Source organism: Dactylosporangium sucinum, assembly GCF_014647515.1.
Classification (GTDB): domain Bacteria; phylum Actinomycetota; class Actinomycetes; order Mycobacteriales; family Micromonosporaceae; genus Dactylosporangium; species Dactylosporangium sucinum.
The window spans coordinates 5,351-30,839 of record NZ_BMPI01000039.1; the positions used below are offsets into that span (position 1 = coordinate 5,351).

At 71.8% G+C, this 25,489-nt stretch carries 27 protein-coding genes and 1 tRNA gene; 10 read left to right on the forward strand and 18 right to left on the reverse strand.

Annotated features, from left to right (window positions below):
- Positions 1-62: 62 nt before the first annotated feature.
- The 6 genes from IEZ31_RS33545 to IEZ31_RS33570 all read right to left on the reverse strand — a co-directional run bounded on the left by IEZ31_RS33545 (position 63) and on the right by IEZ31_RS33570 (position 6,174).
- A tRNA-Ala gene (locus tag IEZ31_RS33545) sits at positions 63-139 on the reverse strand.
- Between the two features lie 65 nt (positions 140-204).
- Positions 205-954, reverse strand: a complete 750-nt coding sequence (sepX, locus tag IEZ31_RS33550; protein WP_229836068.1) for a divisome protein SepX/GlpR — start codon at positions 952-954, stop codon at positions 205-207.
- A 248-nt stretch (positions 955-1,202) separates the two neighbouring features.
- Positions 1,203-1,820: a GNAT family N-acetyltransferase gene (locus IEZ31_RS33555; RefSeq protein ID WP_190254069.1), complete on the reverse strand. Its 618-nt coding sequence runs from the start codon at positions 1,818-1,820 to the stop codon at positions 1,203-1,205.
- A complete protein-coding gene (locus tag IEZ31_RS33560) occupies positions 1,817-3,103 on the reverse strand; it encodes a molybdopterin molybdotransferase MoeA (protein ID WP_190254070.1) in 1,287 nt (428 codons plus the stop codon). Before IEZ31_RS33560 ends, IEZ31_RS33555 begins: the two co-directional genes overlap by 4 nt.
- Entirely contained in the window at positions 3,100-4,035 is a 936-nt protein-coding gene (locus IEZ31_RS33565) for a UTP--glucose-1-phosphate uridylyltransferase (RefSeq protein ID WP_190254071.1), read from the reverse strand. Before IEZ31_RS33565 ends, IEZ31_RS33560 begins: the two co-directional genes overlap by 4 nt.
- Positions 4,036-4,044: 9 nt before the next feature.
- On the reverse strand, positions 4,045-6,174 hold the full coding sequence (locus IEZ31_RS33570) for a GGDEF domain-containing protein (protein WP_190254072.1): 2,130 nt from the start codon (positions 6,172-6,174) through the stop codon (positions 4,045-4,047).
- 41 nt (positions 6,175-6,215) lie between these two features.
- Here IEZ31_RS33570 and IEZ31_RS33575 point away from each other — a divergent pair, with 41 nt between their 5' ends.
- Both IEZ31_RS33575 and IEZ31_RS33580 read left to right on the forward strand, forming a co-directional pair.
- Positions 6,216-6,884: a 5-formyltetrahydrofolate cyclo-ligase gene (locus tag IEZ31_RS33575; protein WP_190254073.1), complete on the forward strand. Its 669-nt coding sequence runs from the start codon at positions 6,216-6,218 to the stop codon at positions 6,882-6,884.
- 3 nt (positions 6,885-6,887) lie between these two features.
- Positions 6,888-7,211: an FmdB family zinc ribbon protein gene (locus tag IEZ31_RS33580; protein WP_190254074.1), complete on the forward strand. Its 324-nt coding sequence runs from the start codon at positions 6,888-6,890 to the stop codon at positions 7,209-7,211.
- A gap of 92 nt (positions 7,212-7,303) precedes the next feature.
- On the opposite strand, the gene IEZ31_RS33585 is transcribed toward IEZ31_RS33580, so the two are convergent.
- Positions 7,304-7,441 (reverse strand): hypothetical protein, encoded by a 138-nt coding sequence (locus IEZ31_RS33585; RefSeq protein ID WP_229836069.1) that lies wholly within the window; start codon positions 7,439-7,441, stop codon positions 7,304-7,306.
- A gap of 131 nt (positions 7,442-7,572) precedes the next feature.
- On the opposite strand from IEZ31_RS33585, the gene IEZ31_RS33590 reads away from it, so the two are divergent.
- The gene (locus tag IEZ31_RS33590) at positions 7,573-7,737 is read left to right on the forward strand and encodes a hypothetical protein (RefSeq protein WP_190254076.1); all 165 of its coding nucleotides are present in this window, start codon (positions 7,573-7,575) and stop codon (positions 7,735-7,737) included.
- Between the two features lie 74 nt (positions 7,738-7,811).
- Positions 7,812-8,117 carry a translation initiation factor 2 gene (locus IEZ31_RS33595; RefSeq protein ID WP_229836070.1) on the forward strand — a complete coding sequence of 102 codons (306 nt, stop codon included), beginning with the start codon at positions 7,812-7,814 and terminating at the stop codon, positions 8,115-8,117.
- A 127-nt stretch (positions 8,118-8,244) separates the two neighbouring features.
- Here IEZ31_RS33595 and IEZ31_RS33600 read toward each other — a convergent pair whose 3' ends face one another.
- Positions 8,245-8,727, reverse strand: coding sequence for a DUF2231 domain-containing protein (locus tag IEZ31_RS33600; RefSeq protein WP_190254078.1), 483 nt, complete (start codon positions 8,725-8,727; stop codon positions 8,245-8,247).
- Positions 8,728-8,843: 116 nt separating this feature from the next.
- Here IEZ31_RS33600 and IEZ31_RS33605 point away from each other — a divergent pair, with 116 nt between their 5' ends.
- The 3 genes from IEZ31_RS33605 to IEZ31_RS33615 all read left to right on the forward strand — a co-directional run bounded on the left by IEZ31_RS33605 (position 8,844) and on the right by IEZ31_RS33615 (position 12,394).
- Complete coding sequence (locus IEZ31_RS33605; protein WP_308429458.1) at positions 8,844-9,275, forward strand: Fur family transcriptional regulator; 432 nt, start codon at positions 8,844-8,846, stop codon at positions 9,273-9,275.
- On the forward strand, positions 9,272-10,117 hold the full coding sequence (locus IEZ31_RS33610; RefSeq protein WP_190254079.1) for an oxygenase MpaB family protein: 846 nt from the start codon (positions 9,272-9,274) through the stop codon (positions 10,115-10,117). The genes IEZ31_RS33605 and IEZ31_RS33610 overlap by 4 nt, the downstream gene beginning before the upstream one ends.
- Positions 10,118-10,183: 66 nt before the next feature.
- Positions 10,184-12,394 carry a hypothetical protein gene (locus IEZ31_RS33615; protein ID WP_190254080.1) on the forward strand — a complete coding sequence of 737 codons (2,211 nt, stop codon included), beginning with the start codon at positions 10,184-10,186 and terminating at the stop codon, positions 12,392-12,394.
- Here the strand turns inward: IEZ31_RS33615 and IEZ31_RS33620 are convergent.
- Positions 12,391-15,186, reverse strand: coding sequence for a glycoside hydrolase family 9 protein (locus IEZ31_RS33620; RefSeq protein ID WP_190254081.1), 2,796 nt, complete (start codon positions 15,184-15,186; stop codon positions 12,391-12,393). The two genes, IEZ31_RS33615 and IEZ31_RS33620, sit on opposite strands and share 4 nt — an antisense overlap.
- Positions 15,187-15,257: 71 nt before the next feature.
- Positions 15,258-16,160 carry an oxidoreductase gene (locus IEZ31_RS33625; protein WP_190254082.1) on the reverse strand — a complete coding sequence of 301 codons (903 nt, stop codon included), beginning with the start codon at positions 16,158-16,160 and terminating at the stop codon, positions 15,258-15,260.
- A gap of 85 nt (positions 16,161-16,245) precedes the next feature.
- Between IEZ31_RS33625 and IEZ31_RS33630 the strand changes: the two genes are divergently transcribed.
- A complete protein-coding gene (locus tag IEZ31_RS33630) occupies positions 16,246-16,824 on the forward strand; it encodes a TetR family transcriptional regulator (RefSeq protein ID WP_190254083.1) in 579 nt (192 codons plus the stop codon).
- Between the two features lie 177 nt (positions 16,825-17,001).
- Here IEZ31_RS33630 and IEZ31_RS33635 read toward each other — a convergent pair whose 3' ends face one another.
- A complete protein-coding gene (locus IEZ31_RS33635; RefSeq protein ID WP_190254161.1) occupies positions 17,002-17,850 on the reverse strand; it encodes a RecB family exonuclease in 849 nt (282 codons plus the stop codon).
- Positions 17,851-17,894: 44 nt separating this feature from the next.
- Positions 17,895-18,512 (reverse strand): MarC family protein, encoded by a 618-nt coding sequence (locus IEZ31_RS33640; RefSeq protein WP_190254084.1) that lies wholly within the window; start codon positions 18,510-18,512, stop codon positions 17,895-17,897.
- Between the two features lie 113 nt (positions 18,513-18,625).
- On the opposite strand from IEZ31_RS33640, the gene IEZ31_RS33645 reads away from it, so the two are divergent.
- Positions 18,626-19,867: a glycoside hydrolase family 18 protein gene (locus tag IEZ31_RS33645; protein ID WP_190254085.1), complete on the forward strand. Its 1,242-nt coding sequence runs from the start codon at positions 18,626-18,628 to the stop codon at positions 19,865-19,867.
- A 64-nt stretch (positions 19,868-19,931) separates the two neighbouring features.
- On the opposite strand, the gene IEZ31_RS33650 is transcribed toward IEZ31_RS33645, so the two are convergent.
- Positions 19,932-20,597: a TetR/AcrR family transcriptional regulator gene (locus tag IEZ31_RS33650; RefSeq protein WP_190254086.1), complete on the reverse strand. Its 666-nt coding sequence runs from the start codon at positions 20,595-20,597 to the stop codon at positions 19,932-19,934.
- Positions 20,598-20,672: 75 nt separating this feature from the next.
- Here IEZ31_RS33650 and IEZ31_RS33655 point away from each other — a divergent pair, with 75 nt between their 5' ends.
- Positions 20,673-21,134 (forward strand): hypothetical protein, encoded by a 462-nt coding sequence (locus tag IEZ31_RS33655; RefSeq protein WP_190254087.1) that lies wholly within the window; start codon positions 20,673-20,675, stop codon positions 21,132-21,134.
- A 5-nt stretch (positions 21,135-21,139) separates the two neighbouring features.
- On the opposite strand, the gene IEZ31_RS33660 is transcribed toward IEZ31_RS33655, so the two are convergent.
- From IEZ31_RS33660 to IEZ31_RS33675, 5 genes are all read right to left on the reverse strand, one after another.
- Entirely contained in the window at positions 21,140-21,898 is a 759-nt protein-coding gene (locus tag IEZ31_RS33660) for a TetR/AcrR family transcriptional regulator (protein ID WP_190254088.1), read from the reverse strand.
- Positions 21,895-22,743: a PHP domain-containing protein gene (locus IEZ31_RS57040; RefSeq protein ID WP_229836071.1), complete on the reverse strand. Its 849-nt coding sequence runs from the start codon at positions 22,741-22,743 to the stop codon at positions 21,895-21,897. The genes IEZ31_RS33660 and IEZ31_RS57040 overlap by 4 nt, the downstream gene beginning before the upstream one ends.
- 20 nt (positions 22,744-22,763) lie before the next feature.
- On the reverse strand, positions 22,764-23,957 hold the full coding sequence (locus IEZ31_RS57045) for a hypothetical protein (RefSeq protein ID WP_229836072.1): 1,194 nt from the start codon (positions 23,955-23,957) through the stop codon (positions 22,764-22,766).
- On the reverse strand, positions 23,954-24,556 hold the full coding sequence (locus tag IEZ31_RS33670; protein ID WP_190254090.1) for a SigE family RNA polymerase sigma factor: 603 nt from the start codon (positions 24,554-24,556) through the stop codon (positions 23,954-23,956). The genes IEZ31_RS57045 and IEZ31_RS33670 overlap by 4 nt, the downstream gene beginning before the upstream one ends.
- A gap of 93 nt (positions 24,557-24,649) precedes the next feature.
- The gene (locus tag IEZ31_RS33675) at positions 24,650-25,486 is read right to left on the reverse strand and encodes a PH domain-containing protein (RefSeq protein ID WP_190254091.1); all 837 of its coding nucleotides are present in this window, start codon (positions 25,484-25,486) and stop codon (positions 24,650-24,652) included.
- Positions 25,487-25,489: the final 3 nt, after the last annotated feature.

The following is a 25,489-nucleotide window of genomic DNA, read 5'->3' on the forward strand; positions in this document are numbered from 1 at the left end:
GGGAATCCCGCCAGCTCCCAGCGAGCCGTCCCGAAGGGACAGCGAGCAGGGTGAGCCCAAGCTGGTGGAGTTGAGGGGACTCGAACCCCTGACCCCCTCGATGCGAACGAGGTGCGCTACCAGACTGCGCCACAACCCCAGCCGGTCTGCCGAAGCGGACCGGCGCTAAGAGTAACAGGTCGCCCCCGGGGCCCGCGAATCAGATCACTGGCCCGAGGCTCGCGTGTCGTAGGGGCGGCCGCGGAGGGCGGACAGGCGGGCCGCCTCGCGGCGGGCACGGTCGCGTTCGGCCAGTTGGCGGGCCACTGCCTCGCGGCGTTGGGCGGCGCGGCGGAGTTGCTCGCGGCGGACCTGGGCCTGCCGGCGGGCGATCCACGCCGCGTACTGGGCCTCGCGGCGACGGCGGCGGCGGTCAGCCAGGGCGCGGGTGCGGAGGTGGGCCAGGTACGTGATCAGGAGCACACCCGTGACCGCGGTGCTGATCCAGAAGCCCGGGCCGACCAGGGCCACGCCGCACAATTCGACCAGGTTCAGCACCACCAGGGCCAGGAGGACCCGGCGACGGCGGTACACGGCTCGGGGTGGGCGGTGCACCCGGCGGCGGCGAGTGGACGGCGCGACGGCGGCCAGGGGACGGCCCGACCGGCCCACGCGGCCCGTGACCTCCGAGCCGGCGGAAGCGGCCCGACGCCCGGCAAGATCCGCGCGGGCCGACGCCGGAACCGGGTTCCCCGAGGATAGGCGCGGGACCACGATCCGGGGTGGGTTCACCGGGCGGCGGCCGGGAACAGTGCGGCGTCGACGGTCCGCACGGGACAGCACCCGTGCGGTCGACAACGCCCGCTCCGCCACCAGCCGCTCTGTAGCGTCGTATCGGCGCACCAACGCGGGCGCCAGGGCGAGGAGCCCAGCAGCGGCGAGGACGGCGAGGAGCACCGAGGTCGGCACCCTCACCCCTCCGAAACCACGAACGAAACCCAAACGAACGAAAGCAAAACGAACGAGGACAAAGCTCAGAACCAAAACGTAGAACGCCGAAACGTCTGTAGCCGAGAACCTAGGAACCGACGAACTCCGCGGATCGAACTGACGGACGAGCCGCGAGGATACGAACAAGGAATCCAAGTCTGTGGAAGTTACAACGTGGTAACTCCGACTAGAGACAGTACGGCCAAACGCGCGTAATGCGACGTCAACACGCCCTACGCGGCAGCAGAGACCTTGTGCCAGCGGGCCAGAAGGCCACCTTCGCCGGTGAGGTCCTCGGTGGTCATCGCGTAGCCGAGGTGGTCTCGCCAATCGCCGTCGATGTGGAGGTACCGATGGTGATAAGCCTCCTGCCGGAAGCCGAGCTTCTCGACGACGCGGCGGCTGGCCAGGTTGTCGGGGCGGATGTTGACCTCGACGCGGTGGAGGCCGCCGACGCTGAAGGCGTGGTCGACCACGAGGGCCAGGGCGGTGGGGATGATGCCCTTGCCGGCATAGCGGGAGTCCACCCAGTACCCCGCGTAGCCGGAGCAGAACGCACGGCGCACGATGTTGCCCAGCGTGAGCTGGCCGACCAGGACGTCCTCGTAGCAGACGGCGAACGGCATGGCGCTGCCGTGGCGGGCGGCCCGGCGCAGGTCGGCATGGACGGCCCGGAAGGCGGCCGGGGAGTTGAGGTCGGCCCAGGTGCCATACGGCGTCGGCTCCCACTTGGCGAGCCACTGCTCGTTGGCCCGGCGGACCTCGGACCACGCGCGCGCGTCGGAACGCCGATACGGCCGGAGCGTGACCGGACCGTCGCTGAGCACCGCGGGCCATCCTGGCTGACTCATCGCCGCCTATCCAACAGTATGACGTCGACCGTGGACCCGGCGGCCGCGCTGATGACCTTCTCCCCCAGCACCATGAGCCCGTTGGCGTCGGCCAATCCTGACAGCGTGTAGGGCCCTCCCGCCAGTGGGGCGACCGTGTAACCGCCGCCGCGACGCTCGGTGATGTACGCCGGGCGGAACTCCCGCATGCCCGACGGGGAGCTGACCGTCTCCAACAGGTGGGCGCGCACGCTGGGCCGGAACACCGGGTCGGCGCCGGCGAGCAGCTGGATGACCGGGCGGGCGAGCACCTCGAAGCCGATGAGGGCGGCGCCGGGATCGCCGGGGAGGCAGACGATCGGCACGCCGTTGGAGCCGCCGACGGTGCCGTAGCCGAGCGACGAGCACGGATAGACCGAGAGATCCGAGAAGACGACCTGCCGGGACAGGATGCGGCGGACCATGTCGCCCGGGCCGGTGCCGGTGCCGCCGGTCGTGATGATGAGGTCGGCCCGCAGCATCTGGTCGTCGAGGAGGCCGCGCAGCCCCTCGGGGTCGTCGTCGCAGATGCCGACCCGATACGCGTGGGCGCCGGCCTCGGCGGCGGCGGCCGTCAGCGCGTGCGAGTTGGCGTCGACGACCTGGCCCGGCTGGCTGGCCCGGCCGACGTCGACGAGCTCGTCGCCGGTGGCGATGACCACGACGCGCGGGCTGGGGCGGACCACGACGTGGCCGATGCCGCTGGCGGCGAGGACGGCCACGAGCGGGGGCGTGACGTAGGCGCCGGCGCGGGCCAGGACGGCCCCGGCCGGCAGCTCGTCGCCGGCGCGGCGGACGCCGTGGCCGCGCTTGGTCGGGTGGTACACCTCGACGGCAGCCATGCCCTGGTCGGTGAGGCCCGGCGGCACCACCACGTCGGCGCTGACCGGCATGAGCGCGCCGGCGGCGACCGAGAAGCAGGTGCCGGGGGTGAGGCGAACCGGGCGCCAGCTGGAGGCGACCAGGTCACCGACGACGCTCAGCCGGACCGGCCGGCCCGGCTGAGCGTCACTGATGTCGTCGAAGCGCGCGGCGTAACCGTCGATGGCCGCGTGGTCGAACGCGGGCACCGGGCCCGGTCCGACCACGTCCCCGGCCAGCACGTTGCCGTGCGCGGCGGTGATCTCCAGGTCCAGCGGGGGCAACGGGCGCAGCCCTCGGAGCACGCCGGCGAGGTAGTCGGCGAGTGGGACACGCGCGTTCGGCCCGACGCCGGCGTCACGCCCGGCGTCGTGGTGGGAGCCCGTCGCTGGAACCGCTGTCACCCGCGCAGATCCTTCTCCACGAACTGCGTCAGCCACTCTTTGAACGCCGGGCCGAGATCGTTGCGCTTGACCGCGAGCTGGACGACGGCCTGCAGGTATCCGAGCGGCATACCGGTGTCGTAGCGCGTGCCGCGATAGACGATGCCGTGCACCGGCGTGCCCTCGGCCAGCAGCAGCGCCATCGCGTCGGTCAGCTGGATCTCGCCGCCGGCGCCCGGGCCGATGCGGCGGATGGCGTCGAACAGGATCGGGGGCAGCACATACCGCCCGATGACGGCGAGGTTGCTCGGCGCCTCGGACGGCTTGGGCTTCTCGACGAGGCCGGTCACCTTCAGCACCTCACCGGCGTCGGCCTTCAGGTCCGACGGCTCGACGGAGGCGATGCCGTAGCGGTTGCTCTCCGCCGGCTCGACCTCGATCAGCGCGAGGACGATGCCGCCCGTCTGCGCCTGCAGGTCCAGCATCGCGGGCAGCAGCGGCTCGGTCTCCTCGACGAACTCGTCGCCGAGCAGGCACGCGAACGACTCGTTGCCGACGTGCGACTCCCCGTAGGAGATGGCATGGCCTAACCCGAGCGGCTCTCCCTGGCGGCAGGTGTAAATTTCGGCGAGCTCGCTGGGGCGCTTGACGGCGGCGAGCCGCTCGTCGTCGCCCTTCTCCGCGAGGCGCGCCTCCAGGTCGGGGCGGCGGTCGAAGTGGTCCACCATGGAGGTCTTGCCCCGCCCGGTCACCAGGAGGATGTCCCTGATGCCGGCCGCGGCCGCCTCTTCCACGATGTACTGCAGCACCGGTCGGTCGACGACCGGGAGCAGCTCTTTCGGCACGGCTTTGGTCGCCGGGAGGAAGCGGGTGGCCAGTCCCGCCGCCGGGATCACGGCTTTGACAGCCCGCTGGCGCGCCGCCGCGTGCTGGTGAGGAGTCGTGTCAGGCATGTGGCAAGGCTAACCGCCACGGCTCTGTCGTGGCGGTTGTGCCGCCTTTGGCGCGCCGGGCGTCACCTCACCGCTCCCCTTTGCACTGGTCACGGCGCCGGCGACGTCCGGCGCCACGGGGCCGTCCCCAGCGCCGGCCGATGCGCCGGCCGATGCGCCGGCGACGCGGTACGTGTCGCGCCCGCCGGCCTTGGCCGCGTACAGCGCGTCATCGGCCGCCTCCAGCACCGCCGCCCCGGTAGCGCCGTGAGCGGGGAACACCGCGATGCCGATCGACACCGTCACCGGGATCCGCCGGGGCGCCTGCCCGGGCATCGAGGACACCACGATCACCGGGCTGCGCCGCACGGCCGCGCCGAGCCGCTCGGCGAGCACCGCCGCCCCGGCCGCGTCGGTCTCCGGCAGCAGCACCACGAACTCCTCGCCGCCCTGCCGGAACGCGAAGTCGACCTCGCGGATCTCGGCCCGCAGCCGCCGGGCGAACTCGGCCAGCACCGCGTCGCCGGCCGCGTGCCCGTAGGTGTCGTTGACCTCCTTGAACCGGTCGAGGTCGAGGGCCAGGGCGGCGAGTGTCCGGCCGAACCGGCTGGCCCGCTCGACCTCGCGGCGCAGCGACTCGCGCAGGTACCGGTAGTTGGACAGGCCGGTCAGCGGGTCGGTGAGCGACAGCCGCTGCGCCTCCTCGTGGACCCGGACGTTGTCGACGGCGACCGCCGCCTGGCCGGCGAACGTGCGCAGCGTGATGAGGTCGGCGTCGTCGAACTCGTCGAAGCCGTGCCGGTCGTAGAGGGCGAGCACGCCCCGGGTGGCCGGCGGCCGGTCGCCGAGCGGCAGTTCCAGCCCGGTGGTCGGCCCGACGGCGGGCGCGGCGATCGGCACGGCGACGTACGTGACGCAGCGCGGCTCGCCGGGCGACAGCACCGGCCCGTCGCGCTCGACCCGCCCGCGCAGCGGCTCGCCCGACGCGGCGACCGCGCCCAGCAGGCCCTCGCCCGGCTGGAGCCGCAACTCGCCGACGTCGATCCCGGCCAGCCCCTCGGCGACCTGCCCGCACAGCTCGCCGCTGCCCGGGTCGGCCATGAGCACGACCCCGGACTGCGCGCCGGTCGCGGCGGTCGCCGTCTGCAGGATGACCTGCAGGATCCGGTGCAGGTCATGGGTGCTCGACAGGGTGTCGCCGAGCACGCCGAGCTGCCCGCGGAGCTGGTCCCGGCTGGCGGTGAGCGCCTGGACGTACCCCTGCATCTCTCGCGTCATGCGGTTGAACGTCTGCCCCAGCCGGCCGACCTCGTCCGGGCTGCGGACCGGCACCCGGGCGCTCAGGTCGCCGCCGGCGACGCGCTCCACGGCCTGCGCCAGCTCGGTCAGCGGGTGGGTCGTCGAGCGGGCCAGCCACCAGGCGACACTGACCGCGACCAGGCCGGCACAGACGACGACCGCCACCAGTACCGCATAGAGCCCCTGCGTCTCGGGCGCGGGAACGCTGATCGCCAGCATGAGCGGCTGGCCCGGCTGCGGGTCGAGCCGGCGCACCAGGCGCCCGTCGGTCGACGCCCCGGTCGCGCCCGCCACCAGCCCGCGCGCGGTCGCGGCGATGCCGTTGTCCTCGGCCGACGGCTGCGGGCCCTCGGCGAGCGAGTTGATCCGCACCCCGCTCGCCTCGGCGAGCCAGCCCAGCAGCGTCGAGTCGACCGGCTCGACCGCGTACGCCCGGCCGATGCGCCGCCCGCCCGCGTCGATGATGTCGACCGCGGCCGAGATCGCGCCGTAGGCGGCCGGGGTCGGGGCCGCGCAGTCGGCCCACGGCTTGCTCGGCAGGTCGCCGGCGGTGGTGAGGAGGAGGCCGTCGGTGCGGATCACCTCGACGGCCCGGGCAAGCCCGCGCGAGATCGCGTTCTGGGCGGCGTCGGGCCGGGCCCCGTCGACGCTGAGCAGCGCCGTCGTCTCCGCCGCGAGTCGCAGCCGCTGGCAGGTGACCGCGAGCGCGGCCCGCAGGTTGTCGGTGCCGGCGTCGAGCCGCTCCGCCGCCCGCCGGTCGCTGACGGCGGCGACGGCGATGCCGACGAAGACCGCCCCGAGCAGCACCGGGCCCAGCACGACGGCGAGGAAGGCAGCGGTCAGCCGCGCACGCAGCGTCACGTCGGCCCTCCCGTACGTCGGTTGATGCGATGCTGTCACAGATGAGGGGGAATTCAGCGGTGCCGCCCAAGGTGTCCCGCAAATCCGAGCTCAGGGCGGACATCCGGTCCGCCAGGCGGCGCCTGCCCGCGTCCGTCAAGGCGGCGGCGGACCAGGCACTCGTCGATGCGGTGGTTTCGGCGGTACTGCAGGTGCGCCCGACATCAATGGCGGCCTACGTGCCGACGCTGTCCGAGCCGGGCGGCCCTCGGCTGGTGACCGCGTTGCAGGAGGTCGTGCCGCGGGTCCTGCTGCCGATCCTCGACGACGACCTGGACCTCGACTGGGCCGTCGCCGACGGCTCCTTCACCGCGGGGCGCTTCGGGCTGATCGAGCCGGCCGGCCCGCGGCTGGGCCGCGAGGCGGTGGCGGCGGTCGAGCTGATGCTGCTCCCGGCGCTGGCCGTGGCGCACGACGGCCTCCGGCTGGGGCAGGGCGGCGGCTCCTACGACCGGGTGCTGCCGCGGGTCAGCGGGCCGACGATCGTGCCGCTGTACCCGGGCGAGTACGTTCCGGAGGTGCCCGCAGAGCCGCACGATCGCCCGGTTTGCGGGGTTCTGGTGGGAAATAAACCCGATGGGTATGAGCAGCCCCACCTCTACTGGACGAATGGGTGTGCGATAGCGCACCATTGGCACTCGGAGCAGTCGAGTGCCAATGATGGAGGCTGAGCGGTGCCTACCTACCAGTACGCCTGCACGGTGTGCGGTCACCAGCTCGAAGCGGTGCAGTCGTTCACCGACGAGCCGCTGACCGAGTGCCCGGAGTGCGCGGGCCGGCTGCGCAAGCAGTTCTCGGCCGTGGGCGTGGTGTTCAAGGGATCGGGCTTCTACCGCACCGACTCCCGCTCGTCGGCCAAGAGCTCGTCGTCCAGCGCTTCCTCGACGGAGAAGTCGACCTCGACCTCGACCTCAACGGAAAAGTCGACCTCGACGGACTCGAAGCCGGCCGCCGCCGGCACCGCCGGCGCGTCGACGAAGTCGGCCTCGGCCGCCTGACGAAGCCGCCTGACGAAGCCGCCCGACGAACAGTCTCAAGCACCCGGCCCGGGGCCGGGTGCTTCGTCGTGCCGATGCAACGTCGCTAGGCCCTAGTCCCAGTGCGGCGGACGGTCGGAGAGCAGCCGGTCGTCGTTGCTCGACGACCGCTCGCCCCAGCCGGCGTCGGTGTCGTCGGTCGTGGTGTCCGGCAGCACGACCAACTCGTCGGCGAAGTCTTCGAAGCTCACTTCACGCTGCTCATCGGTGGGAGCCCACCCGTTCGTCCCTGCCACGGCGCCGAGCGTACTCCGGCGAGTTTGCGGGAAAGTGGCCGAATGACGACAGTCGCCTTCGCGGTACACAGGTCACACTCGGCGGCATGACACAACCCACCCCCGAGGCCCCGGTTCCCTCCGGACGGGCGTCCGTCGACGCGGTGACCGTGGACGAGCAGGAGACGCTCCGGCTCGCCGACCCGAACCGCGCCGCGGACCCCGACGCCACACGCCCGATGTCCCTGGCCGACCTGCTCGACAACGACTGATCAGGCACCGACTCACCCGGGACGGCGGACTCCTCCCCCTTCACCCGCCGTCCCGGATGGGTAATCTCGACTGCGTGAGTGACGAGGACGCCTTCTGGCGGCGACCCGCCGAGGGCGCCGAGCCACCGCCCCCGGTCGCGCCGACGGCCCCGGCCGCCGTCTCATACTCCGGACCCCCGCGCAACACGCCGCCCCCGCACGGCTGGCGTCCGCCGACCGTGGAAAATCCGCTCCCGCCGCGAAAGTTACCCGGCCAGGACCGCGAGCGGATCGACCGCGAGGAGCAGGCGGCGACGATCCTGACCCGGGGCATGGGCCTCTTCGCCGGCGCCGTCCTGCTCGTGCTGCTGTTCATCCTCTGCGGCCGCGCCCTCTTCTAACCCCCTGTGCCCCCTTTTTTGGCGTCGATCTTGCAGTTGTGGTGCCCACTCTGTCCGGTCATATCCGGATTTAGGTGGAACCACAACTGCAAGATCGACGCCGGGGTGGGGCGCGACGACATGTGGGCTAGAAGCCGGACCACACCATCTTGGCGCCCGAGTCGCCCGCCTTGAACACGTAGTAGAAGGCGGCCAGGCTCAGGGCCACGCCCAGCACCACCACCACCCAGTGGACGGCCAGCGGGGCCTTGATCAGCGACACCGACTCCGACGTCACGGCCAGCATGAAGGCCATCACCAGGGCGACCAGGGCCAGGCCCAGGATCACCAGGAACAGGTTGTTGGCGAAGCCCTCGTGCTGCTCGATCTTTTCCTGGAGCTCGCCCGCCTGGAAGTTGGGGCTCTGGCTGAACGACTCGCCGGACTCCTTCGCCGCGAAGACCGCGCCCGGGGTCGCGATCGCCAGCGCGATCAGCGGCCAGCGGAGGTGGCGGCGGCTGCCCGCCCACACCGCATAGAGGATCGCGACCAGTCCGAGCAGCGGCACCAGGACCACCGCGGCATGGATGAACAGCGGGTGGGCCGGAATATCTTGCACACGGTCGAACACGAAGCCTCCTCTGACAGACGGTCCTCCCCCGCGGGAAGTACACACGCTGAAGATCCCGGGTTCAAAGAGTCAGGAAATATTTGAACGGTTCCAAGCTGCGTGGTGTTATTGATGGCGTGTCGGGTGAAGATCTGCTGCGCGCCCGGGGTCTGCGTGTGACGCGACCCCGGCTGGCCGTGCTGGAGGTCCTCGACTCCGCCCGCGGGCACCTCGACGTCGACCAGATCGCCGCCCAGGTGCGCCAACGGCTCGACTCGGTCTCGACCCAGGCGGTGTATGACGTGCTCAGCGCCCTGTCCCGGGCCGGCCTGGCCCGGCGGATCGAGCCGGCGGGCAGCCCCGCACGCTTCGAGGCGCGGGTCGGGGACAACCACCACCACGTCGTCTGCCGGGGCTGCGGCGAGATCGCCGACGTCGACTGCACGGTCGGCGAGGCGCCCTGCCTGACCCCGTCGCAGGCGCACGGCTTCGTGCTCGACGAGGCCGAGGTCACGTTCTGGGGGCTGTGCCCGGCCTGCCAGCAGAAACGCGACGAAGACCAGCGGTGAGCGACGCCGGGCTGTTCGGCCCCGACTCGGTGACCTGGCGCGTGCACCGGGAGCCGATCGTCACCGTCGGCGGGCTGCGCAGCCTGTATCTGCAGGCCCTCCACCCGAGGGCGGTCGCCGGCGTCGAGCAGAACAGCCGCTATCGCCAGGACCCCTGGGGCCGCCTGCGGCGCACGTCGGACTACGTCACCACGGTCATCTACGGCACCACCGAGCAGGCCGAGAAGGCCGGGCGCCGGGTCCGCGCGGTCCACGGCCGGATGACCGCGACCGACCCGCGCACGGGCGAGCTGTTCCGGGTCGACGAGCCCGAGCTGCTGCGCTGGGTGCACGTCACCGAGGTCGAGTCGTTCCTCGACGCCGCCCTGCGCGGCGGGCTGCGGCTCAGCCCGGCCGAGATCGACGGCTACTTCGCCGAGCAGACCCGCGCCGCCGCCCTGGTCGGGCTCGACCCCGCCACGGTGCCCGCGACGGCCTCCGAGATCGAGTCGTACTACGAGGAGATGCGCCCCAGCCTCGAGCTCACCGTCGACTCGGCGGCCACCGGCCTCTTCCTGACCCTGCCGCCGCTGCCCTACGGCCTCGGCCTGACCCCGGTGCGCGGCCTGTCGTTCAGCGTGTCGGCGCTGGCCATCGGCCTGCTGCCGCCGTGGGCCCGCAGGCTCTACGGGCTGCCCGGCCTCGCCGCGACCGGCCTGGTCGCGTCGGCCAACGCCCGCGTGCTGGGCACCCTGCTGCGGCAGATCCCGCTGGAGTGGATCGAGTCGCCGGCCCGCAAGGACGCCATGCGCCGCCTGGCCGAGGCCCGCGCCGCCGAGGCGCCGGCCGGACTCGAAGCGTGACATAACGCCCACCGGCCGCGTTTCACCTGGTGTCCGCCCGACACCGAACCGACGCGGAGGCGCCCCGTGGCTGCCGTCACCACCGTCCACCAGCGCACCGAAGCATCGCCGCCCGCCCGGCCGGCGCCCCGGTGGACCGCCTGGGCGCCCGCCCTGACGCTCGCGGCCGCGGTCGTCGCGCTCCTGCTGGCGCTGGGGACCGCGCCGCTCGACGTGGCGAAGTACGCCGCCTACCTGGCCCTCGGCGTCGTCCTGCCCGGCACGCTGATCTACCGGGCGCTACGCCCGAGCCCGCACAGCCTGCTGGAGGACCTCGCGTACGGGGCCGTGGTCGGGCTGCTCGGCGAGACCCTCGCGCTGGTCGTCCTCCGGGACCTGGTCTGGCTGTGGCCGGCCGCGGTCGGCGCCGCCTTCCTGGCCGTGCCCGGGCTGCGCCGGCACTGGCGGGCGCCGGACTACCCGAACCGGCCGTCGGTGACCTGGTCGTGGGTCGTGGCCGGGATCGCGGCCGCATTCCTGGCGTACCTCACCGCCGCCTTCCTCGCCGTGAACCCTCCGGTGCCGGTGAGCGGGCCCCAGCAGTACATGATCGACCAACTCAACCTGCTCGCGCTGGCCGGCGATCTCAAGCACCATTTCCCGCTCACGGTCCCCGAGCAGGGCGACCGCCCGCTGCCGTACCACTGGTTCGCCTACGGCCACCTGGCGGCCGGTTCGCTCGCCACCGGGATCGACCTGCCCGTCCTGTGGTTCCGGCTGGACCTGCCGGCGCTCGCCGTGCTCGCCGTGGTGCTGCTCGCGGTCACCGGCTGGCGGGTGGCCCGCCGCGCCTGGGCCGGGCCGGTGGCGGCGGCGCTCATGTTCGCCGTCGGCGAGGCCGTCATGCCCCGCCAGGCGCCGGCGTTCTTCGGCACGATCACCGCGTACTACACGTGGTCGAGCCGGTCGCTGCTGTACGCGGCGGCGCTGACCATGCCGCTGATCGGGACGGCGGTCGCGGTCCTGCGGCGGGAACGGGGATGGTGGCTCCTCGTAGGTTTGTTCGCGGCCGGCACGACCGGCGCCAAGTCGACCGTCCTGCCGCTCGCGGGAGCCGGCGTTGCGCTGGTCGTGGGGGTACACCTGCTGCGAAAACGTCCGCAGTGGACGCCCTGGCTGCTCGGCGGAGCATTCGCCGCGATCGAAATCCTTGCGGTGACCGTCCTCTATGGCTTCGAGAGCCAGGGACTGTCCTGGGGGCCGTTCACGATCATGCTGGACTTCGTCGGCAGCCAGTACACCGGGACGACCCTCGGCGACGTCCCGCTCATCGCCTGGGGCCTCGGCGCCTACGCCATCGCGATGGGCGCCCGGCTCGCCGGCATCCTGGTGCCGCGCCGCAGCCTCGACGACGCCGAACTGTTCCTGCTGGGGGCGCTGCTGGCCGGAGTGCTGGGGTCGCTGACCGTCTGGCACGTGTCCTGGAGCCAGCACTTCTTCATCATCGCCGGCTGGCCGTTCGGCACGATCCTGTCCGCGAGCGGCCTGGTGCTGCTGGCGGAGCGGGTTCCGTCGCCGGCCAGCCGCCGGCTCGCGACGGCGGTGGCCCTGGCCGCGGCCGGCGTCCTCGGCGCGTTCGCCGTCGTCGCGACGGTGGCGCAGTGGCCGCGCTGGGGCGTGCCCGTGCCGACCTACGTGTTCGGCGCCGCGACCCTGGTCGTGGCGGCGGCGGTCGGCGTCGGCCTGCGACGTCGCGGAGCCGGCGCGTACGCTGCGCTGGCCGTGGTGCTGTTCGCGGGCGTGGCCCGGCTGCCGCACGACGCGGCGACGAACGCCAACCTCGGCGAGGCCTACCACGTGCGGGTCGGCCCGGCCCAGGCCGCCGGCGCCCGCTGGCTGCGCGACCACAGCTCACCGGACGAGTACGTGGCCACGAACGTGCACCGGGTCGGCAGCGGCGAGCAGGCCCGGCAGAGCCTCGCGTACTGGATCTCGGCCTACAGCGAGCGCCGCGTGCTGCTGGGCAGCTGGGGATACTCGCCCGAGTCGACCCGGATGCAGTCCGAGCGGCACCGGCTGGGCCCCTCGACGGTGTACTGGGACCCGGCCCGGCTGGCCGCCAACGACGCGGCGATCTACTCACCGTCGCCGGAGCGGCTGGCCTGGCTGTGGGACCGGAAGGTGCGCTGGATCCTGGTCGACCGGGCGCAGGGCACCGAGTCCCCGCGCCTGGCCGACCTGGCGGATCGTGTCTGGGAGCGGGAGACGGTCGTGATCTACCGCCTCCGCCCGGGTTAACGCGCCACGCAGGTCACCGTCGCCGGTGCCGCGTTGGTGCCCGAGTAGCTGCCGCCGAAGCCGGCGGCCGTCGAGCCGGCCGGCGGCAGCGAGCCGTTCCACGCCGCGTTCGCCACCGTGACCGCCGCGCCGGTCTGCGACCAGACGCCGGACCAGCCGTTGGTCACCTTCTGGTTGCCCGGGAAGGTGAACGTGACGGTCCAGCCGCTGATCGCGCTCGACCCGGAGTTGGTCACCGTGACCTCGCCGTTGAACCCGTCCCCCCACTGGTTCGTCACCCGGTACACGGCGGTGCAGGAAGCGCCGGTCGTGCCGCCGGTCGTCGTCACCGACACCGGGTCCGACGTGGTCGACAGGTTCCCGGCGGCGTCCTTGGCCCGCACTGCGAACTGGTACGCCGTCGACGCGGTCAGCCCGGTGACGGTCGCGGTCGTGCCGGCGGTCGTGGCCACCACGACCGGGCCGGCAGTGCCGCCGAGGCGCAGCACGTCGTAACCGGTGACCCCCACGTTGTCGGTGGACGCGGCCCAGGACAGCGCGACGCTGCTGGACGTGATCCCGGACGCGGTGGGCGTGCCCGGCTTGGACGGCGCGGTCGTGTCCCCCGTCGCCGCCTGGGTCGTCACGGTACCGCCGGGAGAAGCGGCCGACGTGTTGCCCGACGTGTCCGTGGCCACCACGGTGAACGTGTAGGCCGTGGACGGGCTCAGGCCGGTGATGGCCAGCGACGTCGATGCCGTCGTGCCGACGAGCGTGGTGCCGTTGTAGACCGAGTAGTCGCGCACGGCGACGTTGTCGGTCGACGCGGTCCAGCTCGCGGTCGCCCCGGTGGAGGTGACGTTCGTGAACGTCGGCCGGCCGGGCGCGGTCGGCGCCGTCGTGTCGGCCGGGCCGGTGCCGGGAGCGTCGCCCCACACCTTGGTCGCGCCGTCGTACAGCGTCATGTGCGTGTTGGGGCCGGCCGCGGCCGGGTAGGACCAGTCGTTCGAGGGGTCCCAGCTGCCCGACGACGCGATGCGGAACTGCACCTCGCGCCGCCACGCCGACTGGCCGGCCGGGGCGATCGTCTGGCCCACGCAGCTGACGGTCACGTAGTACGTGCTCCCGCTGACGAGCGTCGGGCCGGTCGGCGCGCTGCACTGGTTGTACGCGCTGGACAGCGTGATCTGGTTGATCGTCGTCGTGCCGTCGAGCGTGAAGTAGTAGCGGAACGAGCCCTGGGTCAGGGCCCGGGCCGGCCACGCCGACTTGTTGTAGACCATCGCCTTGATCTCGGTGAAGCCGGTGCCGGTGGTGTTCAGCGACGACTCGATGTACATCTCCGGCCCGTCCGGCGTCTCGGTGCCCGGGAAGCCGGCCAGCGGCGTGCCGCCGAACTCGTTGTACATGCGGACGAGGGCGCTGGTCAGGCCGGCGTTGTAGTCGGTCGCGACCTCGTTCATCACGTAGTCCTGGCGGCTGTCCGTGTAGGCGTCGTTGGCCGACGACGGCCCGCCGACGAGCGCCCCGTACAGCGTGTGCCGGGAGACCTCCGGGTTGGTGATCTGGTCGGTCCAGGAGCCGTGGGCCGTGCGGTGGTGCGGGTTCTTCGGCGAGTTGGCCCCGAAGCCGATCATGTAGCTGGAGCTGCGGGGGTTGTCGCCGAGGATGTAGTTGATCTGCCGCACGCCGAAGTCGTGGTACCGCGCCTTTCGCGTGGCGTCCGCGAGCCAGTCGCTGTAGACGAGCGCGACGAACGACGTGTTGGCGGCGTACCGCAGCGAGCCCCAGCTGTCGAGGACCGCCTGGCCGCCGGGCGAGGTCGGCACCTTCTGGCCGTTGACGCCGACCGACCAGTAGTCGAGCCAGCGGTTGGCGTCGTCGACGTACTGCTGCTTGCCGGTCAGCTTGGCCAGCAGTACATAACACCCGTAAGACTTGTCGTCCCACGCGATCGTCCACTTGTAGGACTTGGTGGTCGACTGCGGCTCGGTGCCCAGGCTGGCGTAGCCGGCCTCCGCCTTCGCCAGGTAGGTGGCGTCGTTCGTGGCCCGGTAGAGCCAGATCGCGCCCCAGACGAGCTCGTCGTTGTAGCCGCTCCACGAGTTGTAGAAGCTCGACGCGTCCGTGATGCACTCGCTGTACTTGCGGCGCACGGTGTCGGCGAAGGTGTAGAGCTGCTTGGCGTGCGTGACCAGCTTGTCGGCGTAGGCCGCGTCCGACGGCCGGATGACGATCGAGGACGCGGCCATGGCGGCGGCGGTCTCGCCGGCCAGGTCCGCGCCGCCGCACGAGGCGTCGATCTTGTATGCCGGGCGGGCCATCGGCATCACCTCGGCCGGCCCCCACCAGGCGTGGTCGGGGCCGCCGGTGCCGACCTGTCCGTAGAGGACGTTGGCGCTCGGGTGCGCCTTGATGAAGTAGTCGTTGACGAAGCGCAGGTTGTTGATGAGGTGGGGCAGCTGGCCGCTGCGGGTGTAGGCGTCGCGGTACTCGACCGCGCCCCAGGCGAGCATCGTGGTCGTGAACGCCATCGGGAAGCCGAACTTCACGTGGTCGCCGGCGTCGAACCAGCCACCGGTGAGGTCGAGCCCGACGTCCTGGCCGTCCTTGAGCGCCGAGTCGCCGCGCCAGCCGACCCGGCTCCACGACGGCTTCGGCCCGGACTGCTGGGCCTCGTAGAACCAGATCGACTTCTGCAGCGCCTCGGCATAGTTGAACGTGGGCGCGGCCTGGGCCGGCTGCTGCACGGCAACGTTGAGAGTGATCAATGTCGCGGCCGCAATGGCGGCGCTGAGTATGCGTCTCTTCATCGGCGGCGGTCTCCTTCTCGGCAGTTGCTGGATTGAACCGCCGCCGCTTCTTGATTTTGAAGGAGAGCGCTCTATCGGCGCTGTCGGCCCAGGTCAGCGCTTGAAAGTTGCACACCCGTGACCCGCTCGGAGAGCTCCCAGAGCCGCCGCGCGTCGGCCTCGTCCCGGGCCGGCCCGACGGGCTGGACCTCCGTGGGCCAGCCGCGGTGCTCGCCCCTCCCGTCGGGCCCGATGAACTGCCCGCTCTGGGCCCGCGGGTCGACGGCGGCGTACAGCTGGTTGAGCGCACCACGCTCGGCCGGCTGCGCGAGCACCCGGTTGCCGACGCGCATGAGCGCCTTCACGGCGCGGGTCCGACCGGCGGTCTGCAGGTTGGTGTCGGAGTAGCCGGGGTGGGCGAGGAGGCTGCGCCTCGGGTCGCCGGCGGCCTTGAGGCGGCGGTGCAGCTCGAGTCCGAAGAGGACGTTGGCGAACTTGGACTGGGTGTAGAACGCGATCGGCGAGTACCTCCCGCTGCCGTCGAGGTCGTCGTAGTGGATGCGGCCGCGCTTGTGCAGCGCGGAGCTGACGGTGACGACCCGCTCCTCGATCTGGTCGAGGAGCAGCAACGTCAGGGCGAAGTGGCCGAGGTGGTTGGCGGCGAACTGCTGCTCGTGCCCCTGCGCGCTGAGCTGCCGCGGCGGCATCATGATGCCGGCGTTGTTGACGAGGACGTCGATCCTGCGCCCCCGCAGCTCGTCGGCGAGGGCCCGCACGCTGTCCAGGTCGGCGAGATCGACGTGCTGGAGCTCGACGCTGCCGTCGATGGCGTCCGCGGCCTGCCGACCCTTGGTGAGGTTGCGCACGGCCATGATGACGTGCCCACCCTTGGCGGCAAGCACCCTGGCGGTCACCAGCCCGAGCCCGCTGTTAGCCCCGGTGACCAGGAACGTCTTGCCGCTCTGATCCGCAATCTGCTCGGTCGTCCATCTCATGCGTCCCAGGATGCCCTGTGTGGCACTCAGTGTCAACGACGGCCTGCTGTGCCGTTGTTTGCGTTGGGGGACGTAGAATGCGCGGGTGAGCCTCGTGGAACGCAAACGCCAGCTCGTCCGCGACGAGCTGACCGAGGCCGCCCTGAGACTCCTGGCCTTCCAGGGCTTCGAGGAGACGACGATCGACCAGATGGCGGCGGCGGCGGGCGTCTCGCGGCGGACGTTCTTCCGCTACTTCAGCTCGAAGGAAGACGTCATCATCGAGTTCCTGAGCGACCTGGGCCGCAAGCTGAGCGCGGCGCTGTCCTCCCGCCCGCTGGCGGAGCCCCCGAAGGAGGCGGTCCAGAACGCGCTGCGCGTGTTCACGGACAACCTCTGGGAGCACCCGGAGAAGTCCCGCCGCCTGACCGAGATCATGGTCAACACCCCGGCCCTGCTGGCCCGCTACCTGGAACGCCAGCTGGAGTGGAAGGCCTCGCTGGCCGCGGACCTGTCCACCCGCATGGGCACGAGCCCACCGGGGGACGTGACGGCTCCGGTCCTGGTGGCGGTGGCGTTCGCGGCCTTCGACACGGCCCTGATCCACTGGGTCCAGCAGTCCCCGGACACAGACCTCAACGCGCTGGTGGACGCCTGCTTCGCCGTGGCCTTCCCGCCCACCTGACCCAGGCGGCTGTTCGGTGAGCCCTTTGCATGATCACGGACGTTTGCGTGTCACCCGCGACCCGGAAAGGTCCGTGATCATGCTCGGCCGAGCACGGCGCGGCACCGGCACAGCGGGCCCCGCCTGCGCGGCCGTATCAACGCCGGTGGCGGCTGGCGCGCCCGGACGGAGGCCGGATCAGAGGCCGTCCCCCGCCGGGCGGCGTTCCACGGCCGTCCAGGGATCGCGGGCCGGGTGCTCCTGGCCCGCCGGGCACGCCTTGCGGTAGTCGCACCAGGAGCACCATGGGCCCGCGGCCGTCGGGAACGCCTGGTCCGGGTCGGTGCCCTCCCGCACGGACGCCTCCGCGGCCAGGATGTCGGCGGCCGTCTCCTCGGCGCGGCGTAGATGACGGTCCAGGGACTCCCGGGTGTGGTCGTGGGCGGCCACCGTGCCCGTGGGCAGGTGGTGGAGCTCGACCCGGCGGCAGGGGCGGCGGAAGACGCGCTCGGCGGCGATCGCATACAGCGCGAGGGCTCGCGAGCCGCGCGCATCGTCCGGCGTCGTCTGGCTGCGGCCGGTCTTGTAGTCGACGATGACCAGCTCCGCGCCGCGCTGGTCGATGCGGTCGACGCGGCCGGAGAGGGCCAGGGTCTCGGTGCGGGCGGCCACCGTGCGCTCGACGCCGACGGGCTCGTCATGGGGGTCGAGTGAGTCCACATAGGACTCCAGCCAGGCCAGGGCGCGGCGGAAGACCTCGCGCTCCTGCTCCTCGTCGCGATAGCCCTCCTTGACCCAGGTCGCCTGGAGGAGCTTGGGCAGGACGCTCGGGGTGCGGCGCTCGGGATCCAGCGCATACCAACTGCGCAGCGCCGTGTGCACCGAGGCGCCCAGCGAGTTGTGCGCCCAGGGCGGGCCCTTGGGCGGGGCCGGGCGGTCGACGTAGGAGAACCGGTAGCGCCGGGGGCAGTCCTCGTAGCTGCCCAGCTTGCTGGGCGTGCAGGTGAACAGCCGCCGGGGTGGGGCGAAGAGGCCGAGCTGCTCCATGTCCACGCCCCAGATCCTGCCACCCGGGTACGACAAAACCGGAATCAGTGTGGTTGGTGGAGGTACTCCGTGACGAAGGCGCCGATCGCGTCCGCGAGCAACTGCACGGCGATCGCGGCCACCAGCAGGCCGGCGATGCGGGTCAGCACCTCGATGCCGCTCGGGCGCAGGATGCGCACCAGCACGCCGGAGAAGCGCAGGACCAGCCAGACCACCAGCATCACGGCCACGATGCCGATCGCCACCGCCGCATAGCCCGACCAGGCGTCCGCGCGGCGGACGAAGAGCATCGTCGCCACGATCGCGCCCGGGCCGGCCAGCAACGGGGTGCCCAGGGGGACCAGCGCCACGTTCGTGGTCACCTCGTTGCGCTGGTCGTCCGTCTTCCCGGTCAGCAGCTCGAGCGCGACCAGCAGCAACAGCAGGCCGCCGGCGCCCTGCAGCGCGGGGAGGTCGATGTGGAGGTACTGCAGGATCTGCCGCCCGACGAGGGCGAATGCGACGATCACGCCGAACGCCAGGGCGACCGCCTGCAGGGCCGCGCGGTGCCGGTGCTCGCGCGTCATCGTTCCCGTCAGGGCCAGGAAGATCGGCACCGCGCCCGGCGGGTCCAGAATGACGAGCAAGGTGACGAAGACTTCGCCCAGCAGCTTGAGATCCACGGGCCGAATTGTCCGCGATCAACCCCCATCGAGCTACCAAGCCTTGACGACATCGAGCCGTGCCCCTACGTTGCCACTCAACAGTGAAGTTTCCTTACAGTCATGGAGGGTGCATGGGCAAACGCTCGTTCCTGGCCGGGGCCGCGGTCTCCCTCACACTGGCGTCGATCGCGCTCGTGCCGGGCACCGCTTCCGCACACTCGACACCCCACCAGGACCAGTACAAGCGCGTCGGGTACTTCATCCAGTGGGGCATCTACGGCCGCCAGTACTACGTGAAGAACCTCGAGACGAGTGGCCAGGCCGCTCGGCTGACCCACATCAACTACGCCTTCGGCGACGTCGACGCGTCGGGCAAGTGCGCGTCCGCCGACCCGTGGGCCGACTGGCAGCGCCCCGTGAGCGCCGAGGAGAGCGTCGACGGCGTCGCGGACGAGCCCGGCCAAGCGCTCGCCGGCAACTTCAACCAGCTCCTCAAGCTCAAGAAGAAGCACCCCAACCTCAAGGTTCTCCTGTCGCTCGGCGGCTGGACCCTGTCGGCCAACTTCTCCAACGCGGTGCTGACCGACGAGTCCCGCAAGGCCCTGGTCAAGTCCTGCATCGAGACGTTCTGGAACACCGGCGTCTTCGACGGCTTCGACTTCGACTGGGAGTGGCCGGGCTCCGAGGGCAACCCGGGCAACGTGATCCGGCCCGAGGACAAGCAGAACTTCACGCTCATGGTCGCCGAGTTCCGCAAGCAGCTCGGCAAGAAGGCCACGCTGACGGCGTTCCTGCCGGCCGCGCCGGCGAAGATCGACGCCGGGTTCGAGGTCAACAAGATCTTCAAGTACCTCGACTTCGCCACCATCCAGGGTTACGACTTCCACGGCACGTGGGAGGCGACGACCAACCAGCAGTCCGCGCTCTTCATCCCGCGGGGCGCCCCGACCACGCCCGACTTCAGCGGTGCCACCACGCTGAAGGCCTGGACCGACCGCGGCGCGCCGAAGAAGGCGCTCGTCCTCGGCATCCCGTACTACGGGCAGGGCTGGACCGGCGTCACGAACGCCAACCGCGGCCTCTTCCAGCCGGCCGCCGGCCCGGCGCCCGCCACCTGGGCCGCCGGCAACGAGGACTACAAGGTGCTGGCGACGCTGCCGCAGCAGGGCTACAAGGTCTACCACGACCCGCTGTCCGGCCACGCGTGGCTCTTCAACGGCACCACGTTCTGGACCTTCGACGACCCGCTCGTCGTCGCCCAGAAGTCGCTGTACATCCGCCTCGGCGGCTACGGCGGCGCGATGGTGTGGTCGCTCGACGGCGACGACGCCAACGGCACCCTGACGAAGACGATCTACGCAACGCTGCGATAGCAAAGCCACCTCGCCGCGCGCCGCGAGGGTCACGGGCGCGCGGCGAGGTCCACCTGCAGAGCATCTACAACAGCGCGGCCATCCCGTCCAGCACCCGCTCCAGCCCGAACTCGAACCCGCCGCCCGACGGCGCCGCCCGCAGGTACGCCGCGAGCTCGGTGCAGCCGTTGGCCTCCAGCAGCGGTACGAGATCAGCGGTGGCTCCGGCCTCGTAGTCGGCCAGATCCCGGCTCAGCGCGGCGATGTGCCGCGCGTAGCCGTCGACCAGCAGCGCACACTCCAGCCGCTGCTCGACCGGCAGCCCGATGCCGCGGGTCGCCTGCAGGAACGCCTCCGTCCAGAGCACCGCGTTGCGCGTCACGGGCGCGCGGAGCCGCACGTCGAGCAGCCACGGGTGCGCCTGGTACCGCGCGATCAGGCCGCCGGCCCACACCCGCACCGCCGCGCGCCAGCCGTCGCCCGTCTCCAGCACCGGCGGCGGCCCGCTGGCCTCGTCCGCCATCAGCATGACGAGCTCCGCCTTCGAGGCGATGTGCCGGTACAGCGCGTTCTGCGTGACGCCGACCTGGGCCGCCACCCGCGGCATGGACACGGCGGCCAGCCCCTCGGCGTCGGCCAGCCCGACCCCGGCGGCGACGATCTCGCCCGCCGTGATGCTCGCCGGCCGCCCGCGCGTCGGCGCCTCGACCAGCCCCCATGACAGGCGCAGCCCGTTCGGCAGCTCAGACATCGATCAAGTTTGCCAGACACTCCGGCGGCTATTAGTGTAAGCCTTACACATTTACTCCGAGCGGGGGAGAGACTCATGCGACTGGGGCGCGCGCTGGCCTGGTTCGTTCCGGCGTACCTGATCGTGACCGTGCTGGCGTCGGCCAGCACCCTGATCTACGCCGGGGTCAACGACACCGCGGCGGCGGACGAGGCGGCGAGCAGCATGGTGACCGCGCCGTCGTTCACGGCGACGGTCCCGTACCACGTCCTGATCATGCTGCTGGTCTTCACGCCGGCCGCGTACCTGTACTTCCGCCGCCCGCGCGGCGGCAACCAGACCCGCGAGACCCTGCTCCTGGCACTGTGCTGGCTCGCCGCGGCAATGGTGGTGGACTTCGTCGGCTTCGTCGTGATCCAGAACCCGTGGTCGATGCCGGCCCGCGAGTTCTACGTCGACTACCAGCCCTGGATCTCGCTCATCTACCTGGCCATCTTCGCGAGCCCCTGGCTGCGCCTCGCCGCGGTGCGGGCGAGACCCGCCCGCCTGGCCGCCTGAGACCTCTACCGACCTGCGATCAGCGCCGCGATGCCGTCGAGCACCCGCTCCAGGCCGAACTCGTAGGCCCGCAGCGGGTCCCCGGCCCCGTACTCCTCGCCGGCCGCCTGTCCGACCCGGGCGGCCGTCGGCCAGCGCTGCGGGTCGAGCACCTCGCCGAGCAGCGGGGCGTACCGGCCCCACCACTCCTCCTCGGTCATCCCGGTGCGGGCCTCCGCCTGGTCGGCCTGCACGACCGCCCGGGCCGCGCCGGCGACGTAGTTGAGCACCAGCGACAGCAGCATGTCGGTGTGGACGTCGGACAGCCCGGCGGCGTCGAAGGCGCGCAGCTCGAAGTCGTACTTCGCGATGACGTTCGGCCCGAGCACCGGACGGGTGGTGGCGACCTGGAGCAGCCACGGGTGCCGGCGGTACAGCTCCCAGTTGTTCCGCGCGACCTCCTGCAGCCGGTCGCGCCAGCCCTCGGCCGCGAACGCCGGCGGGACCGCTTCCGCACTGACCGTGTCCACCATGACGTCGAGCAGCTCGGCCTTGCTCGGCACATAGGTGTACAGCGACATCGCGCTCACCCCGAGCTGCTCGGCGACGCGGCGCATGGACAGGGCGGCCAGGCCCTCCGTGTCAGCCAGCGTCACCGCCACCGCCACGATCCCGGCCACGGTGAACTTCGGCTTCGGCCCGCGCTTCGGCGCCGGGCCGGTGCCCCAGAGCAGCTCGATGCTGCGCCGCGGATCACCGGAGCCGCTGTACTCCTCGGTGGTCACCCCACCACGTCGCTTCCGGAGGCGGCCGCCACGATCCGCTCCAGCACCGCCGGCTGCGTGGTCCGGGCGCCGAGCCGGACGGTCTTGTTGTGGCCGTGGTAGTCGCTGGAGCCGGTGACGACCAGCCCGAGCTCGGCGGCGAGGTCGCGGACGTGCCGCTGCTCGTCCGGCGTGTGGTCGGTGTGGTCGGCCTCCAGGCCGAACAGGCCGGCGGCGGCCAGCTCGACGATGAGCGAGTCCGGCACGACCGGGCCGCGCGTGGTCGCGCGCGGGTGGGCGAAGACGGGCACCCCGCCCGCGCCCCGGACCAGCCGGAGGGCGAGGAAGACGTCGAGGTCCTCCTTTGGCACGCGATACCGCCGGCCCAACCACTCCGGCTCGAACGCCTCCGACACCGTGCCGACGAGCCCGCGGCGGATCAGGGCCCGGGCCAGGTGCGGCCGGCCGACGGTGCCGCCCGCGGCGTCCTGGAGCACCTCGTCCCAGGTGACGTCGATGCCGTCGGCCTGCAGCAGGTCGACCATCCGCTCGGCGCGGGTCGCGCGGGACAGCCGCACCCGGGCCAGCTCGGTCGCGAGCGTGGGCTCGGCCGGGTCGAACAGGTACGCGAGCAGGTGCAGCGAGATCGGCCACGGCCCGCCGTGCCACCTGCACGAGAGCTCCGCCCCCGGCACGAGGGCCAGCCCGGCCGGGCGGGCGGCGATCGCCGCGGGCCATCCGGCCGTCGTGTCGTGGTCGGTCAGTGCGACGACGTCGAGCCCGGCCGCGGCCGCCTCGGCGACCAGCTCCGCCGGGGTCGACGTGCCGTCGCTCGCCGTCGAGTGGGCGTGGAGATCGATCCGCACCCTGCTAAGGGTAGGCCCGGTCAGCCGGTGGTGGCCGTCGCCGCGGTGAGCGGCTCGACGAGGAGCACGCCGTCGCTCGTCTGGTCCAGGGTCTCGACCTTGCCGTCGGGGTACAGCGCCTGGAACCGGGTGCCGTTGTCCACCACGAACGTCGTGGCGTTGAGCCAGACGGTCTTGGTCGTCACCGAGACGTTCCAGGTCCGCGGCTTCTCGCCGGAGGTGAAGACCTTGGTCAGGTCGAGCATCGCGACCTGCTTCTGGCCGTCCACCGGATACGCGAGCCAGTGCCCGTCGGGCGAGATCCGGCTGCCGGCCTTGGCCGCCTTCGGCAGGCCGCAGATCCGGTTGCGCACATTGAAGGGCTGCGCGAGCGACAGCAGCGCCAGGCACATCGGCTGCTCCCCGGTCCCGGCCCGCACCTCGGCGTAGATGCTCTTGCCGTCCGGATGGGCCCCGAACACGCGCACGACGCTCGAATCCCATTTCTCTTCATATTTCCGGCTCGTGTACCACACGTCGAAGGCGCTGCCGTCTTCCTTGCCCAGCACGAGGTCGGGCCCGACGAACACGACCGGGACCGCGGTCTCGGGCACGTTGGCGGAGGCGCTCTTGGTGAGCTGCTGCGTGTCGTCGTCGCGCTTGGCGACCGTCATCGTCCCCGCGTCGGCCCAGGCGACCTGGCCGCCCTCGTTGTCGACGGCGATGTCGTGCGCCTCTTCGACGAGCACCTGCTGCTTGTTGTCGTCGTTCTGCAGGACGAGCTGCTTGTCGCCGTCGGCCTGGTTGTTGATCACCAGGAAGCCGTCCTTCGCCTGGTACGCGGCGACGACCGAGCCCTTCTCCGGGAACTGGATGCGCACGCGCTTGCTGGGCTGCGCGGTGCCGGTGTAGGCGTCGACCTCGCGGGCGGCCTGCGGCGGCGCGGTGGTGCTCGTGGGCGCCTGCGACGGCACGTCGGTCCGGGGCGGCAGGGCCAGGTTGGTGGACGGCCCGGTGCCGCCGGTGGGCTGCGGGCTGACGATCTGGAGCACGCCGATGGCGGCCAGGGCGAGCACCACGATCCCGGCGAGCCCGCCGGTCACCGCGCGCCGCCGCCGGCGTATCCGCCCGGCGCCACGAATGGCCTCATCGGCGATGCCGCCCAGCGACCGGGGCGGCGTCGAGCCCGCCTTGGCCGCGAAGGCATCGCGGAGTGCGTCTTCCAGCATGGTCACGTCCCCAGTCCCACTTCCACGGGCTCGTCAACTACAGCGGCAGGCCGCGGGATCTTCACGGTTGGCGGCCGGGCCGGCTGCGCACGAGCGGCCGGCTCGACACCCTCGGCGCTCAGGCGCTGACGAAGGGTGGCGAGTGCCCGGGAGGCCTGGCTCTTCACGGTGCCGACCGAGACGCCGAGGAGCCGGGCGGTCTCCGCCTCGGACTGGTCCTCGTAGAACCGCAGCACCAGCACGGCCCGCTGCCGGTTGGGCAGCGCGCGCACGTGGCGCCACAGTGCGTCCCGCTCGAGGGTCTCCTCGAGCTGGTCGGCGGCGGGGCTCTCCGGGAGAATTTCGGTCGGGCGTTCACCGTGCCAGCGTCGCCGCCACCAACTGGTGGAGGTGTTGACGAGCACGCGCCTGGCGTAGGGCTCCACCGCATCGATGTGGCCGAGCCGTTTCCAGGCGAGGAAGGTCTTGGTCAGCGCTATCTGTAACAGGTCCTCGGCGGTTGCCCAGTCCCCTGCCAGCAGGTACGCCGTGCGCAGCAACGCACCCGACCGCTGCGCGACGAACTCACGGAAATCTTCCTCACGGAATACCGCCTCGTCCGGCACCGCCGCTCCCCTCCCCCGACCGCCCACGTTCGAAGACGCGGCAGGGGGTCGCCACGGTTGCAGCCGCCCGGAAGATTTTTCCGCGAACCCGGGTCAGGTGCCGTCATCCTCGCTCGTCGCGGCCCGCCCGAGCCGCGCCTCGACCGCCTCCGGCTCGTACATCTCCTCGACGATCCGCAGATAGAGCTCATTCGGATTGGGCAGGTTGCGAATGTTTCGCAGCGCCTGGTCCTGACCCGCGGACTCCAGCTCGAAATGCCCGTATCCGAACATGCGGCCGGTCAATGACTGCACGTATTTCATGTCGGTGACCCGCAGCAGCGGCATCATGGCCACATTGCGCGTGAAGATTCCCGAAACGACCATGACCCGCTTGTTGGTGAGGATGAAGCGGTCGTACCACCAGTCGGCGACGCGCCATGCACACCACAGGATGACCAGCGCCCAGATGATGAGCACCGCGGTGCGCAGCTGGGTCTGGTTGTGTTTGGTCAGCCAGCCGGCGACGTAACCCATCGCGATCGTCGCACCGACCGCGACCAGGCCCTCTTTGGCCAGCTGAATCCAGTGCCGCTTCCACTCGCCGCGGAACTTCTCGGTCGGGAAGAGATAGCGGGCGGCATGGCGGCTCGCCTCCTCGTCGAGGGGCGCGACCCGGCTGCCGACCGGGACCGGCCCGACCTCACCACCGCGCAGGCCCGCGAACTCGTCCTCGGTGAACGAGGGCGGCCCGTCGTAGCGGGCGCGGTCGGCGTAGCCGCCGTCGGTCAGCGGGTCATAGGGGGCGTCGGCGAAGTCCTCCGGGTAGCTGGGCGCCGAGGAGGGTGTTGGCGCCTCGGACGGCCGGGCGCGCGGGATCGGCTCCGTGTCACGATCTTCGAAGCGGCGCGAGCGCCCTTCGTCCTCGGGAGGCTCGGACCCGGTGGTCATGGC